This window comes from Microcoleus sp. A6-C6 (assembly GCF_036705955.1).
GTDB lineage: Bacteria > Cyanobacteriota > Cyanobacteriia > Cyanobacteriales > Microcoleaceae > Microcoleus.
On the sequence record NZ_JAUBVR010000005.1, the window covers coordinates 64354 to 79722 of the forward strand.

The window sequence follows — 15369 nt, forward strand, 5'->3', positions numbered from 1 at the left end:
ATCGCACATACAATGAGTACACTCAAATTATATGAGATTGAATTATGATTGGAGAAGTCAGAATCCAAAATTACAAGTCTATTCAAAAGCTGAAGCTGGAATTAGGACGAGTCACCGTATTGATTGGCGAAAATGGCTGCGGTAAGAGCAATATTTTGGAAGCGATCGCCCTGGCTTCTGCGGCTGCTAATGATAAACTGGATAACGAGTTTCTTGCTGCACGGGGGATTCGGGTGACAGAACCTCGATTTATGCGATCGGCTTTTGAAAAAGAAAATTTGGTTAAAGATATCAGCATTGAGTTAAGAGCGAATAAGGGAGAAGAATTCAGTTGTATTTTACAAAATGATAATTCTCCTTATTCTCAGTGGGTTAGTAAAAACTTTTGGGGCAACAATGAAACCTCTACAGAGAATGTTCTTAAGCTTTTTGTTCAGAAATACGGAGGGCAAGACAGACTTATATCGATTTTAGAAAATAAAACGGAACTACCAGAACCAGAATTATCAATATTGGACAAGGATATAGAATCATTTGTTCAAATACTTCACTTAAATAAATTTATAGTTTACTCTCCTGAAAACCCAGCTTTACGAACTTTTGAAAAAGAAGGGCAAATTCAACCATTAGGCATTAATGGTGAAGGCTTGTTTAAACTTATCAACTTTTTAAGTTTAGCTCAGAATCAAGACAAACTTAATGCAATCAAAGAAAAGCTGCGATTGATAGATTGGTTTAAAGATTTTGAAGTTCCTCAAAATTTAGCAGCGCTGCAAACTTCTCTCCAAATCAAAGATAGGTACTTAGATGCAGATTTAAGTTATTTCGACCAAAGAAGTTCTAATGAAGGCTTTTTGTTTTTACTTTTTTACTTTACCTTATTCATCAGCGATATCACACCTAAGTTTTTTGCAATTGATAACATTGACGCTTCTCTTAATCCCAGATTATGTCGCCGATTAATCCAAGAATTAGTCGAACTAGCAAAAAATAACGATAAACAAGTCATCTTTACAACTCACAACCCGGCAGTTTTGGATGGTTTGGATTTAGAGGATAAGGAACAGCGGCTGTTTGCGATCTACCGCAGCCAATTAGGGCATACTAAAGCAATACGCATTCTAAAACCTGAACCTTTGGAGGGACAAGAACCTGTATCATTATCAGAGGCATTCTTGAGAGGCTATATCGGCGGACTTCCTGAAAATTTTTAATATGATTAAGTTTGGATTGATTACAGAAGGACATACTGATCAGATTGTTATTAAGAGTATTTTAGCTGGATATTTCAACAGATCCGATCTAGTTATCAGACCACTGCAACCAGAAATAGATAAAGACAAAAATCCTGGTGGTTGGACTCTGGTTTTTGATTATTGCAGGTCAAAAAAGTTTCAAGAATCATTTCAATCTAATGAGTATATCATCATTCAAATAGATACTGATGTTTTGGTGGATTCAGAAAATTCTAATTACAATGTTCCGAGTCGAGATGAAAATGGCAATCAATTTACTATTCAGCAGTTGATTGAAAAAGTCATTGAAAAATTTAGAGATGTGATAGGTGAGGAATTTTACGATAAAAATCAACAGCGGATAGTGTTTGCAATTTCGGTTGACTCTATTGAGTGTTGGCTACTCCCATTGTATTATACAGACAATAGAAAATCTAAATCTCAAAATTGTCTCGAAACATTAAATCAGGCACTTTCCAAGAAACATGATTTTACAATTGATGCTAAAAAATCTGAATATTATCGAGAAATGGCCAAACAATATGGCAAGCATAAAATTTTGATGAAGCATTATCAAGATAATGCTAGTTTGAAAAATTTTATAGAAGAGATTGAGAGTAGAAACATTCAAATTGTTGAAGAGGATGACTGGTAACGCTCAAGATTTTTATGTCGCAGAATAGAGATAAAAATTAGGAGATTAGCAAGAAATACAGGACATGGTAGTGCCGTTTCCCTACCTGAAAACGGCTATAAATTCCCCAAATTCCTAAACCTCAGACTCCAATTCTGTAGCCCGTAATTTCACTGAAAATTCAACTTTCTTCAACTCAGACGACTCTAATAACTGCACTTTCTCCTCAGAATTAGCTTCACCATTCCGCCCTTTTCCCAACTTCTCCGCCAAAGTATCCCGCTGGTTGATCAGATAAATACTCACCAACGTCAGCCCTACTCCCATCGATTGCAGCGGATTCAAGACTTCACCCAAGAACAAATTACCGAACAGTAAAGCAAAAACTGGAGTAAGAAACGTCAGAGAACTTAAACTTGTCAGACTGCCGCTAGAAGCAAAATAAAAGAATAAACCGTAGGCGATCGCACTTCCGAACACTGTAGAATAACCTAAAGCCATCCAACCAGAAAAATCGATATTCACAAACTGCTCCGACTCAGTAGCCGCCGACATCGCCAACAACGGCAAACCGCCTAAAATCATGTGCCAGCCCGTCGCCACAATCGGGTCAACATAACGGCAAACCCAGCGCACCAAAACCGTACCCACAGCCATCGACAAAGCCGCCAACAGCATCAACCATTCCCCGCCCTCAAACACACTTTCGATACCCGCAGAAACCTGCGCGCTTTCAGGATGAAACAGCCCCAAAATAAAGCCATCTGGCAACCCAATTAAACTGATGCCGATAACGCCGATTGCTAGTCCCAACCAGCCCCAAAAACCGATTTTTTCTTGAAACAGCCACAAACACAAAATCGCCACTGCTAGCGGTTGAGAATCAATCATCACCGAGCCCAAACCCGCACCGGTTCTCGCCAAACCTTCGGCTAAAAAGCCTTGAAACAAAGTACCGTCAACCAAAGCAAACAACGAAATCCACAGCCAAGCTTTCCAACCCTGCGGTTGCTGTTTTCCCATCAATGCCGCCGCCAGCAACACCAACACGCCCGCAGGTAATAAACGCACGACAGCCACAAACAGCGGTGTCGTGTGCGGCATGACTCCTTTCATCGCTACCATCGCGGTTCCCCACAGGAAAAACGGCGCGATTAGCAACAGCGGCGCAAAGGGCAGTTTAGAATCGGTAATTTTTAGCTGCATGGCGGGACTCCAAATAATTGATGAGAGTGGCTCTCACGGGAATGATGTAGATTTGTTAAGCAATTTTTACAATTATAGATCGAAGGTGGGTTAAGTGCGATCGACCGATCGGCAAGAAACCGGGTTTTTTCACCCAGATATTCGCTTCAAACCCTGAATCTCTGCAAAAAACCCGGTTTCTTCAGTCTCATCGAGTAGCCTTCTTCCCTCTTCCCTCTGACAACTGTCAACTGTCAACTGTCAACTGTCAACTCTTCCTTCAGATGAGTCACACTATAAGTTAGCTACAAAAAATCGTAACATTGCCTGTAAACTGCCCATGATTTGGCCATTCAAGCCCCGCTACCGCAAACAAATCGCCCGTATCGAAGTCACCGGAGCCATCGCCGGAGAAACCCGCAAACGAGTCCTAGAAGCTCTCAAAACCGTTGAAGAACGCAAATTTCCCGCCTTGCTGCTGCGGATAGACAGCCCCGGCGGTACAGTTGGCGATTCCCAGGAAATTTACAGCGCCCTCAAGCGTTTGGGCGAAAAAATCAAAATAGTCGCCAGTTTCGGCAATATTTCAGCTTCTGGCGGAGTCTATATCGGCATGGGAGCTCACCATATCGTTTCCAATCCCGGTACAATTACCGGCAGCATTGGGGTGATTATCCGGGGTAACAACCTAGAAGGGCTGTTAGAAAAAGTCGGCGTTTCTTTTCAGGTGATTAAATCTGGGCCGTATAAAGATATCTTGGCATTCGATCGACAATTGACCGATCCAGAACAGCAAATTCTGCAAGACTTAATCGACACCACCTACCAGCAATTCGTCGAAACCGTCGCCGAAGCCCGGAAACTCCCAGTTGAAAAAGTCAAAACCTTTGCCGACGGTCGCATTTTTAGCGGTCAGCAAGCCTTAGAATTGGGTGTAGTCGATCGACTGGGAACCGAAGAGGACGCTCGCCGCTGGACAGCCGAACTCGCAGGTCTCGACCCCGAAAAAACCGAATGCTGCACGCTAGAAAAAGCCAAACCTTTCCTAAATCGGGTATTGGGGAGTAGTCTGGATACATCCGGGCTTTCAGCTTACAAAAACTTGCTGGAATTCGAGCTTTCTACTAGCGGTTTACCGCTGTGGCTGTATCGCCCGTGATTTAATAGTCAGTTGGCAGTTGGCGGTTGGCAGTAGTCAGTTGGCAGTTGGCAGTTGGCAGTTGGCAGTAGTCAGTTGGCAGTGGTAATTGGTAATTGGTAATTGCAACTAACAACTAACAACTAACAACTAACAACCAACAACTAACAACTAACAACTGACAACTGACAACTAGCAACTGACAACTGACAAAAAAATGGAGAATATTTGCGTGGAATGGCAAGTGCGGGCGATTCGCGGGGCAACAACTGCCAGCGAGAATTCGGTAGAAGCAATTCGAGAATCGGTGAGAGAATTGTTAGATGAATTAGAAACAAGAAATAATTTAGAGCCGGAATTAATGATTAGTGCTACGTTTTCAGTCACCCGCGATTTGGATGCTGTCTTTCCGGCCGCGATCGCCCGCGAACGTCCCCGCTGGTGCAATGTTCCTTTGTTGGATGTCCAACAAATGCACGTTAAGGGTTCTTTAGAACGCTGCATCCGCTTTTTAATTCACATCAATTGGCCGGCACATACCGAAATTTATCATCCTTATTTGCGCGGAGCTCAAAATTTGCGCCCCGATTGGAATTTAGCCGTCGCGCTTGCCGCAGAAAAATAAGAAAATCACTTTTTGATTGATTCAAGAGTTAACCCACCAGCAACGGTGGGTTTATTTTTAACTGAGTTAGCCCACTTTTCAGAAATGGGAAACGATACAGACGCTCTTCCGTTTCTCTACAAACGATCCTCTATAAACTTTATAAAAATTAACCCAAAAGAAATAAAATTGACTCAATTTTATGGTATAATTAGTGTTTAAAATTAGTAATTAAATCATTAAATAACCATGATAGCTGAACTTATGGTACAACCTTCCTACTGGATTGATAGTGACATATCAATTCAGAAAGTCAGAAATCTTTGCTTATTCAAATTTACCGAAAATCTGCAAGCTAGATTGGAAGAACTGGCAGAGGGAAAAAAGGCTAATGTTTTAAATTCAGAAGAGGTTGTAGAATTAGCAAGCTTACTAGAACTGGATCGGATTTTTACCTTAATTAACGCTAAAGTTATAGCAGCCTCATGTCCATAAACCGTACTACTCGAAATTTAGTAAGAAGTAGGGCTAGTTTTTTTTGTGAGTATTGCCATTCTGCCGAAGAAAGTAGCTCTACTTTATTTACGATAGATCATATTTTACCTCGATCAATTGGTGGTAGTGATGAACTCGAAAACTTAGCTTTAGCTTGTCATCGCTGTAATAATAATCGCTATAACTTTATTACTGGTACTGATCCAGCAACTGAACAGGAAGTAACTTTATTTGATCCACGTCAACAGCAATGGTTAGATCATTTTATATGGTCTGTAGATGGTTTAGAAATAATCGGTATTACTCCAACAGGTAGGGGGACTTGCGATCGATTAGACCTTAACGATCGATATCATAATGAAAGAGCGATTATCAAAGCTCGTCGTTTATGGATTAGTGCAGGGTGGCATCCTCCTAAGCGCGATCCTCGCCAAAATTAATAAGATCGATCTTATATCCATAGCGTATTGCGCCATAGTAAGCGGTAGGGTGCGTCAGAAACATTAATTCTCAATCATTACTCCTAATCTAATTCGCTCCGCACCATCTATTCCAGAGGTGCGTCAGTTGTGAGATTGTGAGGAAAGTCACGAAAATTTAATTCTTCCCTCTTCCTTCTTCCTTCTTCCTTCTTCCCTGTTCCTTCGCAAAAAAACCGGCTTCTCCAAGAAACCGGATTTTTCGTCAATCATTAGCCTTCTTGTGATGCAGCCTAATCCCTAAAAAGATGTCATATATAAAACTCCAAAAATCCTTTTTACCTTCCAATATTCCCAGACTTTGAGGAGAACCCTTTTCATCTAATAGCGGCTTCACAGCTTCGTAAGCTGGCTGGTAATTGTACCAAGGAATTGAAGGCCACAAATGATGAATCAGGTGATAGTTCTGCCCCAAAATTAAAATATTCAGAATTGGACTTGGATATACTCTGGCATTTTTCCAGCGATCGCGCTCGTGAAACGGACGGTGCGGCAAATAATCAAAAAATAACCCCAAGGCTAACCCCACCACCAAAGCAGGAGAAAACCAGAAATTCAGCACGTAACCCAAATGGTCGTATTGAATTGAGATATAAACCACTCCGATTACAAACAAGCGGCTAAAAAACCATTCCCAAAGTTCGTATTTCCGCCACAGTTTACGCTTAAAGAAGAAAATCTCGTGGTAAAAGAACCTTGCAGCAATCAACCACAGAGGCCCGCCAGTAGAGACATAATGGTCTGGATCGTTTTCTGGGTCATTGACGTGGGCGTGATGCTGCATATGTACCCGCGTAAATACGGGGTAAGCAAAGCCCAACATCAGCGCGCTACCATGTCCCAAAATAGCGTTAATTGTGCGATCGCGATGCGCTGAATGGTGAGACGCATCGTGAATGACTGTTCCGGCCATATGCAAGGCCAGCACGTTCAGCGAAAAACAACACCAATCTGGCCAGTTTCCGTACCAGTAACCCACAAAGGAAATCGCGATAATCGCTAATGCACTCAAAAACAACAGCAGCGTCGGATTCAAGTCACCCGGAGGACTCAGAAACTCTTTCGGCACTGTCAGTGGCCGTCCTGCCTCCGACATCTTTGTTAACACTCCTTAATATTTCACCCTTGCGTAGTATAAGATATCAAGTCTCCAAATAGTAAAGTTTGGTAAAAAAACTGAGTTGGCTCAGAAGACACTAGCGCCTGCACCACAAGCAAAGTATTGCTGCTCGGAAACCATACCAATGCTAGATTAGTCAAAGGGCAGAGCAGCCCAACTCAAATAAATGGGTATATCTGTATTTATGTCAAGCCTGGAATCGGAAATATTTTCAAAAAAGGGCGATCGCCAAGAAAAGATTACCGATCGGTAAAAAGTCAGATATTGTATATATTGGTCAATGCCTGCTGTTTTGACCACTATCAAAATTTTTAAGACTTGAGACTAGCGTCATTCCTTGTAGTAAAAGATGAAACGTTAGCCGAAATTTAAACAAGAAATCCTCCAGCCACCCCATCTCAATTCATGCAACCGTCAAAAGCCCTACGCCGAACTAAAATTGTCGCCACCATTGGCCCAGCCACATCCAACCCACAAGTGCTGCGGAACCTCATAGAAGCTGGTGCGACAACTTTGCGACTCAACTTTTCCCACGGAACAGAAGAAGACCACCAGCGCAGCATTCGCTTAATCCGGCAAACCTCCTTTGAACTCAACCAGCCGGTCGCCATCCTCCAGGATCTCCAAGGCCCAAAAATTCGTTTAGGGCGCTTTGAAACAGGCTCTATAGTTGTCAAAAACGGCGATCCTTTCATTTTGACCAGCCGCCCGGTTGTCGGCACAGAGCTCATTTCTTCCGTCACCTACGAAACCCTAGCTTCGGAAGTCCCAGAGGGAGCCACGATTCTGCTCGACGACGGGAAAGTGGAAATGCGCGTCGAAAAAGTAGACCGTGGCGCGGGAGAACTCTACTGCCGCGTTGTCGTTGGTGGGCCGCTTTCCAACAACAAAGGCGTGAATTTTCCGGGAGTATACCTGTCAATTAAGGCGCTGACTGATAAAGACCGCAAAGATTTAATGTTCGGCCTCGACCAAGGTGTCGATTGGGTAGCCCTGAGTTTCGTGCGGAATCCCCAGGATATGCTCGAAATTAAAGAACTGATTGCCAGTGCGGGTAAGCAAGTACCGGTGATTGCTAAGATCGAAAAGCACGAGGCGATCGAACAAATGGAAGAAATTCTCGCCCTTTGCAACGGCGTGATGGTCGCCCGCGGCGATTTGGGCGTGGAACTACCCGCCGAAGACGTGCCGATTTTGCAAAAGCGGCTGATTGCGACTTCCAACCGCATGGGGATTCCGGTAATTACCGCTACCCAGATGCTCGACAGCATGGTCAACAATCCCCGTCCTACCCGCGCCGAGATTTCCGACGTGGCTAACGCCATTCTGGACGGAACTGATGCGGTAATGCTCTCCAATGAAACCGCTGTCGGCAACTTTCCTGTGGAAGCGGTGGCGACGATGGCGAGAATTGCCGTCCGCATCGAGAGGGAAGGAATTAGGGGCAATATTAGAAATGTAGAAGATGTTGGTCGATCGATCACCAACGGCATCAGCCAAGCAGTCAGCCAAATCGCCGAACAGTTAAACGCCGCAGCGATTATGACGCTGACCAAAACCGGCTCTACAGCCCGCAATGTCTCCAAATTTCGACCAAAAACTCCAATTTTGGCAATTACTCCCCACGTAGACGTAGCCCGACAACTGCAATTAGTCTGGGGAGTAAAACCCCTGTTGGTGCTAGATTTGCCCTCCACAGGCCAGACATTTCAATCTGCGATCAATGTCGCCCAAGAAAAAGAATTATTGTCCGACGGAGATTTAGTGGTGATGACCGCCGGTACTCTGCAAGGGGTTGCCGGATCGACGGATTTGATCAAAGTTGAAGTAGTGACAGCGGTTTTAGGCAAAGGCACCGGTGTCGGTTTGGGTTCGGTAAGCGGGATGGCCAGGGTTGCTCGCACTGCTACGGATGTGGCGAATTTCCGCGCTGGCGACATTTTGGTAGTGGAGCGCACCAGCGCCGATTTTGTGGAGATGATTCGCAAAGCCGCTGGTGTGGTGACGGAGGAGGAAAGTTTGACTTCTCACGCTGCGATTATCGGTTTGCGCTTGGGCGTGCCGGTGATGGTGGGTGTGGAGAATGCGATGCGAATAATTCGGGACGGCACTATGCTGACGCTGGATATGCAGCGGGGTTTGGTTTATTCCGGGGCCAGAGCCGGCTCAAATGACGGGGAACTGGTTGTTTAACAAGTTCTGAGTTAGGAGTTGTGGAGTTTTGAATTTAATTCTACAGCTTCTTGCTTTTTTATCGAAGTTATGCTATAGTCAAAAGTTGTTTGTGCCGATGTAGCTCAGGGGTAGAGTATTCGATTCGTAATCGAACGGTCGTGGGTTCAAATCCCACCATCGGCTTTAAAAAATTTCGACCTTTGGGTATTCTGGGGGTTAGCTGTTCCGCGAGGCGCTGGATCTGGATTTTGACGGGTAAGTTTGTTGTGTCGGTGTGGTTGGATGTGATTTATGGGCGATCGCGTGAGAGAGTAAAGAAGTAGGGTGCGATCGCTCCAAATGGTAAAGTTTGATAGGTCGAGGGCGATCGTATGACTGAAAACAGGTGAGCCTGTGATTCCGGTATGGTTATATCGGATACAGCATTTGGCAAGTAGGTTAGCAGGGGAGAACGAGAGTGCTATTGCCTGTGTTGGGAGTGCTATTGCCTCTGTTGGAATAGTGCGCCTTGTCAGAGATACAAGGCTAGAGATACCAGAAAAAAAATTTAGCTTTTAAGCCTTTTTTAGGTTAAGATTAAGAAACAATAAAAGCCACTATATAGAAAAATGTCTCTCGCACAACCCCCAGAAGCAAAAGCCACTATCCGCTTGATGGGTCAGGAAATGGAGAATTGTGAAGTCCCCATCGAAATTTTAGTGCGTGTTCTAGGTGGATTGCAACAAATTATTTACCTACTCGCTACTGTCGAAGAAAAAGGGACAGTGAAACAACGATTTAAAGTGCCTTTGGAAATGCAGCAGCGTTATGCTTTACGTGCTAGCATTCCTCAACCTGGAAGCTATACCCTTCCTGTTGTGCTGAACTCAGGTTTTAATAGTCACGTGGGCAATTATACAGCAATTATGGACAAACTGGAGGAATTTTTTTCCAGTTTAATCCATTCAAACTTTAACCAAGTTCAGGATATTTTCCCCGATTCTAAACTCAGGAATAGAGCTTTATTAGAAAGTAAAAGAATCCTACCAAAAGCCGGAGAAAATTGGAGTTTAGGATTTTCACTAGCTGATAGACCTGAATTAAATCTCACCAACGAATCTACCGCTTATATCAATGATTGGCTCAATCAAGAATCCTCTGAAGATACTGTAATGACAGTCACAGGAGAACTAATTCGCATTGACTTTGATAAACACACGGTAGTTTTAAAGTATCCACCTACTCATCAGGAAATCGAATGTTTTTACCTGGAAGAGTTAGAAGATTCAATGATTAAAAATCGTCGCCTGCCAATCCAGGTAACAGGTCAGTTTACTTTGGATGCTGATGGTCATCCTACTAAACTAACAGATGTTACCAGAATAGAACCTGTAGAACTATCTCCCATTATTCTGCGAGAAATTTCCTGGTTAGATAGAAAGCTTATTTGCAAAAATCCCCTAAGACTGACCCCTAAAATGGATGAAGATACCAGTCAATTATTTGTTGTTGAAGAACCTAACATAGGGATTGACGTTTTTGCTTATACTCGTGATGATTTAATTAATGAAATTAATGAACAAATTGTGATGATGTGGGATGAATATGCCAAAGCGAGTGTTGAGGATCTAGCCTCAGATGCTCAACATTTAAGAAAGCAGTTACTCAACCAAATTGAAGAGGTCTAGAATGCCACGCCCGAAATCAAAAGTTGAGTCTGGATTATTAAAAAAGGGATTTCAAGAGTCAGAAGGAGATCATCATTATTTCATTTACTTTACCCGAGACGGCAAAAAAACAGCAGTAAAAACTAAAACAAGCCATACAAAGAAGATGAAAGATATTCCTGATAATCTTTTGGGTCAAATGGCGAAACAGTGTTTTTTAGCAAAGCAACAATTTTTAGATTTGATTGATTGTCCACTGACTCGAGAAGACTATGAAAAAATTCTCCAAGTCAAAGAAATTATAAATACTTCTGATACTTCACCATTTCCCCAAACTCCAGAAAACAATGCTGACACTGGCCATCCACCCAAAGGGCCGACACCTTAAACCGCGCCCCACAATGAGGACACTCCGATCGCAACCTTAACCCATGCCTCCCACAGCCCTGCATCCCCTTAAACTGCCACTCAATCTTCTGACAAGGCGACTCCCCATAACAAGCCCCACATAACTCGGCTCTATTACTTCGGAGGGCGAGGGACGCGAGAACTCAGCGGGCTGAGGATTTGATTCAGGGCTCGCAATTGTTCAGCAGTACCCAAACAAATCAGCATATCTCCTCCTTCGATCGCAGTTTCTCCAGTTGGCCCCACAATCAAATGGCCGTCAGCCCGCCGCACTGCTAAAACTAAGGCCCCGGATTGCGATCGCAATTTGGCATTTCTCAAAGTTTCTCCGACGTAAACACAACTATTCGGATCTACCAGAAATTCTTCCATGTAAAAAGAACTATCGGTTCCCGTCAGAACCCCATCTAAAAAATCCATCACTTGAGGGCGCAAAGCAGCCGCCGCCATGCGTTTTCCGCCCGTAATGTAGGGGGATACGACGGCATCGGCGCCGCCACGCTGCAACTTCTTTACAGCTTCTTCTGTGGTGGCGCGGGCGATCGCCCTTACCTTCGGATTCAGAGTTTTCGCCGACAGCACAGTGTACAAATTCTCAGCATCCGATGGCAAAGCTGCTACGATACAAATTGCGCGATCGATCCCCACATTCAGCAAAATTTCGTCCAGCGTCGCGTCTCCCTGCACCGCCTTGTACCCCAGCGCCAAGGCAGCCTCGATCGAATGTATCGCCAAATCTACCACCACAAAAGGGATTTTTTCTGCTTCAAATTCCAAGGCAATCTGCCGCCCAGTTCGCCCAAAACCGCAGAGAATATAATGTCCGATCAAAGAATCTACCAAACGCCGCTGCTGCCTAATTCTTGCTCCTTCTTGAAAATACCCTTGAATCAGCGCTTCTGTAAAGCGGTTAACGATATAACCAATCACCATCACACCCATCAAAATCAAACACATGGTAAACATTCGCCCGCGGCTGCCCAGGGGGTGAATTTCGCCATAGCCGACAGTTGCTAAAGTAAATACAGTCATATAAACTGCATCCAGCAAAGACCATTTTTCTACTTGCCAATACCAGAGAGTACCCGTGCATAAAACGCCACCAAGGGCGATCGCGCCGCCCCTTAACTCTTTTTCCAAATTCTGATACTTTTGCTCTTGAGTTGAATACACCGATCGCCCTGACCTATTATTTATTAGCTGCTACATCTTAGACCAAGTTTCAAACTCCCAGATTTATCTGTGGAGTAAATCTAAAATCTCAAATCGACTGACTGAGTTCCAATCCCGTCGCAGAGGTAGCGATTGTTTTGATTTGCGATCGGATTTGTCTGAAAATAATTGCGGGCAACCTTGCAACCCTGCACCAACAAATCGTCAAGATTAAAATTCCACAGCATCACCGTACCGTCAGCACTAGCACTAGCGATCGCCTTACCGTCAGGACTAAAACTCGCACTCCAAACAGCATCCTTGTTACCTTTTAAAGTTCCGATCAATGTGCCATCAATTTTCCACAACCTCACCATTTTGTCTGTGCTTGCAGATAGCAACATTTGACTGTCGGGACTAAAGCTAATATTTGTCAATCCACTTGTATGTTGCAAAATACTCACCGGCGTGCCGTCTTTGCTCCAAAGTCTTGCAGTTCCCCCAGCACTTGCAGCCGCTAGCATTTCACCGTCGGGACTGAAACTTACACTCATAATTTTATCACTTTCTATGTGTAAAATTTTGAGCAATTTGATATCCATACTTGCCTCGATTGACTGCTGTTTTTGCAATTGTTCCACAACCTTTGTCAAACTCCAAAGTTTAACAGTGCCATCAGTACCAGCCGCAGCAAGTATCTGACCGTCTGGGCTAAAACTAGCACTGGTTATCCAACCTCGCTCCACTTTTAAAGTTAAAAATTCTGCACCGTTTATTTGCCATAGCTTAAGAGTTCCATCGGTACTTGCTGAAGCAATAATTTTACCATCTGGACTCAAACAAACGCTGGTTAATTTAGCGCTATGTCCTTTTAAATTGTGCATCAATTTTCCGTTGTTTTGCCAAATTTTGACAGTTTGGTCGTCGCTGGCGGAGACAATTATTTGACTGCTAGGATTGAAGATTGCACTTATAATTTTATCTGTATGCCCTGTCAGTGTTGCTTGCAAAGTTCCATTAGTTTGCCAAAGTTTGATAGTATTGTCATCGTTAGGTGTAGCCAGTATCTGACTGTCGGGGCTGAAACTGACGAAAGCAAGGGTACTGGTTTCACCCTGTAAGTGGCGGCGTTCCCGAAAGCTGTAAACTATTTGTTCTAGGGCGATCGCCACTCGCGTCTGAATTTCTGAACTCACTCCGAGCGATCGCTTAATTTCAGTAGCCGCCCTGATGCTTTCTAGCAAAGCTTCATCTTTTTTGCCAGCAGCAAATAGCGTTTCTGATAGTACGCTGAGAGTCAGAATTTTGTTATTTCTTTCTTCGATTGACGGTTTCACCCAAAATGCTACAATCAGGATTGATATTAATATTCCTGCGGCCCCTGTAATAGTTGCTAATCTGAGGTTGTACTCGCGCCATAACTTATATTGAGTAATTCTTTTCTGTTTTTGTGCTTCTGCTAGTTCCTCTAGTAACTTTTTTTCGCGGCGCAGTTGCTCCATTTCAGCTTTAGTTTGTTTTTCGCGATCGCGAAATCGGGCAAATTCCGCTTCTTGACTAGCACCTAAAAATTGATAATCTTGCGCGCTCAAGCTCTTATTTGCAGACCACTCTCTAGCCTCTTCCAGCGCTTGACCGCGCAATAAGCGAGATTCATCTTGACAATCTGATGCTATCCATGCTGTTAGCGCTTCGGCATAGGGGCGTAAGTCGCCGAGTGCTTTTTCTACCCAGGTTTGATTGAATATAGCTGCATAAATGCGGTTGGATACGGTTAATTTGCCACCTCGTTTTACCACTAATCCGCTCAGCCGCAATTCTGTTTCTTCGGGAGTATCATCGGCCCCGATCCCCCCTGCCCCCCTTAACAAGGGGGGTTCTGAAAGTTCCTCATTCCTGGTTAATTTGACTGAGGGGAATTCTGGCATTTTCTCCCCCCTTCTTAAGGGGGGTTGGGGGGGATCGACTTGCATTTTCTCCCCCCTTCTTAAGGGGGGTTGGGGGGGATCGACTTGCATTTTCTCCCCCCTTCTTAAGGGGGGTTGAGGGGGATCGGGTTGCAAGATTTTTTGATACAATCCCAATAACCTACTAGCGCGGTGCTGACTTCTCAAAAGGCGATCGCGAATTGTTTTAAGGTGTACCGGTTCATCGGATGATTCCCAATTATCAATAATCTGAGATTGCACTATCTCAGCAATGAATAGGTTCGTAGTAAGGACTTCAGTCCTTCTTTCCTCCAGGTTCGTAGTAAGGACTTCAGTCCTTCTTTCCTCCATTGCACCATAAATAGTAGAAGCATCTTCTAAGCATTTGATATTTTGAAGTATAATTTTGCAAAGCTTTTGAGTCAGAAATGGTTGCCCTCCAGTCCAATCCAAAATCTCTTGCAAAACCTCTTGAGGATTGTCAACTTTTCCCTCAAATCCCTTAGCTAAAGGCAGAGCTTCCTGTAAATTAAAACCGTACAATTCTATAGCTAAACCAATATTAAATGGAGTGCGGCTTGCATCAGAAATCAAATCCGACGGCGAAGCAACTCCCAGCAAAGCAAAAGTTAACCGCTGGTATTCAGACTTATAAGCGCGTTTGTTATAGCAAGCTCTAATTAACGCAAAAAAATCATCTAGCGGTTCTTGGAAACTGAGAATACTATCAATTTCATCAATAAAAATTACAATAGGTTGAGCAATTTTTGCCAGCAGCAACTCCTCAATTAACTCTCCTAAACGCTGCACGGGCGGCATCAACTCTCTCTCCCGCCACCAAGTCATAAACTCGACTGCGTTAAACAGGTTGAAGCTGCACAAAAGCTTGTAAGCGACGCCGCCGTACCACTTATCCAGAGAGACTTGCTGGCTGCCAATGTCCGAAAGGTCGATCGTAGCACAAGAAATGCGATCGGCCGAGAGCTTTTGTACCGTTTGAACTAATAAGCTGGATTTGCCCATTTGTCGGGAATTGAGAACATAACAAAACTCTCCGGCTTTGAGAGCTTCATAGAGTTCTAAATCAGCTTGTCGCACTACATAAGTAGGTGCATCTTGCGGGAGACTGCCGCCGATTTGATATTGATAATTGACTGTCATAATGTTGCC

14 protein-coding genes and 1 tRNA gene are annotated in these 15369 nt (G+C 43.9%); 10 read left to right on the top strand and 5 right to left on the bottom strand.

The features are described from left to right. The first annotated feature begins 44 nt into the window (after positions 1 to 44). Together QUB52_RS03980 and QUB52_RS03985 are read left to right on the top strand one after the other, a co-directional pair. Positions 45 to 1214: an AAA family ATPase gene (locus QUB52_RS03980; protein ID WP_332972467.1), complete on the top strand. Its 1170-nt coding sequence runs from the start codon at positions 45 to 47 to the stop codon at positions 1212 to 1214. A 1-nt stretch (position 1215) separates the two neighbouring features. Next, positions 1216 to 1890, top strand: a complete 675-nt coding sequence (locus QUB52_RS03985; protein ID WP_332972468.1) for a phage tail protein — start codon at positions 1216 to 1218, stop codon at positions 1888 to 1890. A 114-nt stretch (positions 1891 to 2004) separates the two neighbouring features. On the opposite strand, the gene QUB52_RS03990 is transcribed toward QUB52_RS03985, so the two are convergent. Then, positions 2005 to 3075: a DMT family transporter gene (locus tag QUB52_RS03990; RefSeq protein ID WP_332972469.1), complete on the bottom strand. Its 1071-nt coding sequence runs from the start codon at positions 3073 to 3075 to the stop codon at positions 2005 to 2007. Positions 3076 to 3394: 319 nt separating this feature from the next. On the opposite strand from QUB52_RS03990, the gene sppA reads away from it, so the two are divergent. The 4 genes from sppA to QUB52_RS04010 all read left to right on the top strand — a co-directional run bounded on the left by sppA (position 3395) and on the right by QUB52_RS04010 (position 5731). Then, positions 3395 to 4213, top strand: a complete 819-nt coding sequence (gene sppA / locus QUB52_RS03995; RefSeq protein ID WP_332972470.1) for a signal peptide peptidase SppA — start codon at positions 3395 to 3397, stop codon at positions 4211 to 4213. Positions 4214 to 4409: 196 nt separating this feature from the next. Then, on the top strand, positions 4410 to 4817 hold the full coding sequence (gene aroH / locus QUB52_RS04000; protein WP_321161626.1) for a chorismate mutase: 408 nt from the start codon (positions 4410 to 4412) through the stop codon (positions 4815 to 4817). A 228-nt stretch (positions 4818 to 5045) separates the two neighbouring features. Beyond that, a complete protein-coding gene (locus QUB52_RS04005) occupies positions 5046 to 5291 on the top strand; it encodes a hypothetical protein (protein WP_265237140.1) in 246 nt (81 codons plus the stop codon). Continuing rightward, a complete protein-coding gene (locus QUB52_RS04010; RefSeq protein WP_332972472.1) occupies positions 5282 to 5731 on the top strand; it encodes an HNH endonuclease in 450 nt (149 codons plus the stop codon). The genes QUB52_RS04005 and QUB52_RS04010 overlap by 10 nt, the downstream gene beginning before the upstream one ends. 107 nt (positions 5732 to 5838) lie before the next feature. On the opposite strand, the gene QUB52_RS04015 is transcribed toward QUB52_RS04010, so the two are convergent. Together QUB52_RS04015 and crtR are read right to left on the bottom strand one after the other, a co-directional pair. Continuing rightward, entirely contained in the window at positions 5839 to 5979 is a 141-nt protein-coding gene (locus QUB52_RS04015) for a hypothetical protein (protein ID WP_332972473.1), read from the bottom strand. Beyond that, positions 5976 to 6866, bottom strand: coding sequence for a beta-carotene hydroxylase (gene crtR / locus QUB52_RS04020; RefSeq protein ID WP_265237216.1), 891 nt, complete (start codon positions 6864 to 6866; stop codon positions 5976 to 5978). The genes QUB52_RS04015 and crtR overlap by 4 nt, the downstream gene beginning before the upstream one ends. 429 nt (positions 6867 to 7295) lie before the next feature. Here crtR and pyk point away from each other — a divergent pair, with 429 nt between their 5' ends. From pyk to QUB52_RS04040, 4 genes are all read left to right on the top strand, one after another. Further along, positions 7296 to 9083 carry a pyruvate kinase gene (pyk, locus tag QUB52_RS04025; RefSeq protein WP_265237144.1) on the top strand — a complete coding sequence of 596 codons (1788 nt, stop codon included), beginning with the start codon at positions 7296 to 7298 and terminating at the stop codon, positions 9081 to 9083. Between the two features lie 93 nt (positions 9084 to 9176). After that, positions 9177 to 9248: transfer RNA gene (locus tag QUB52_RS04030), tRNA-Thr, on the top strand. Between the two features lie 425 nt (positions 9249 to 9673). Then, positions 9674 to 10732, top strand: coding sequence for a hypothetical protein (locus QUB52_RS04035; RefSeq protein ID WP_332967344.1), 1059 nt, complete (start codon positions 9674 to 9676; stop codon positions 10730 to 10732). Position 10733: 1 nt separating this feature from the next. Next, entirely contained in the window at positions 10734 to 11099 is a 366-nt protein-coding gene (locus tag QUB52_RS04040) for a hypothetical protein (protein WP_265237148.1), read from the top strand. 134 nt (positions 11100 to 11233) lie between these two features. Here QUB52_RS04040 and QUB52_RS04045 read toward each other — a convergent pair whose 3' ends face one another. Both QUB52_RS04045 and QUB52_RS04050 read right to left on the bottom strand, forming a co-directional pair. Beyond that, on the bottom strand, positions 11234 to 12292 hold the full coding sequence (locus tag QUB52_RS04045) for a potassium channel family protein (RefSeq protein WP_265237149.1): 1059 nt from the start codon (positions 12290 to 12292) through the stop codon (positions 11234 to 11236). A gap of 80 nt (positions 12293 to 12372) precedes the next feature. Next, positions 12373 to 15360 (bottom strand): AAA-like domain-containing protein, encoded by a 2988-nt coding sequence (locus QUB52_RS04050; protein WP_332972474.1) that lies wholly within the window; start codon positions 15358 to 15360, stop codon positions 12373 to 12375. Between the last annotated feature and the right edge of the window lie 9 nt (positions 15361 to 15369).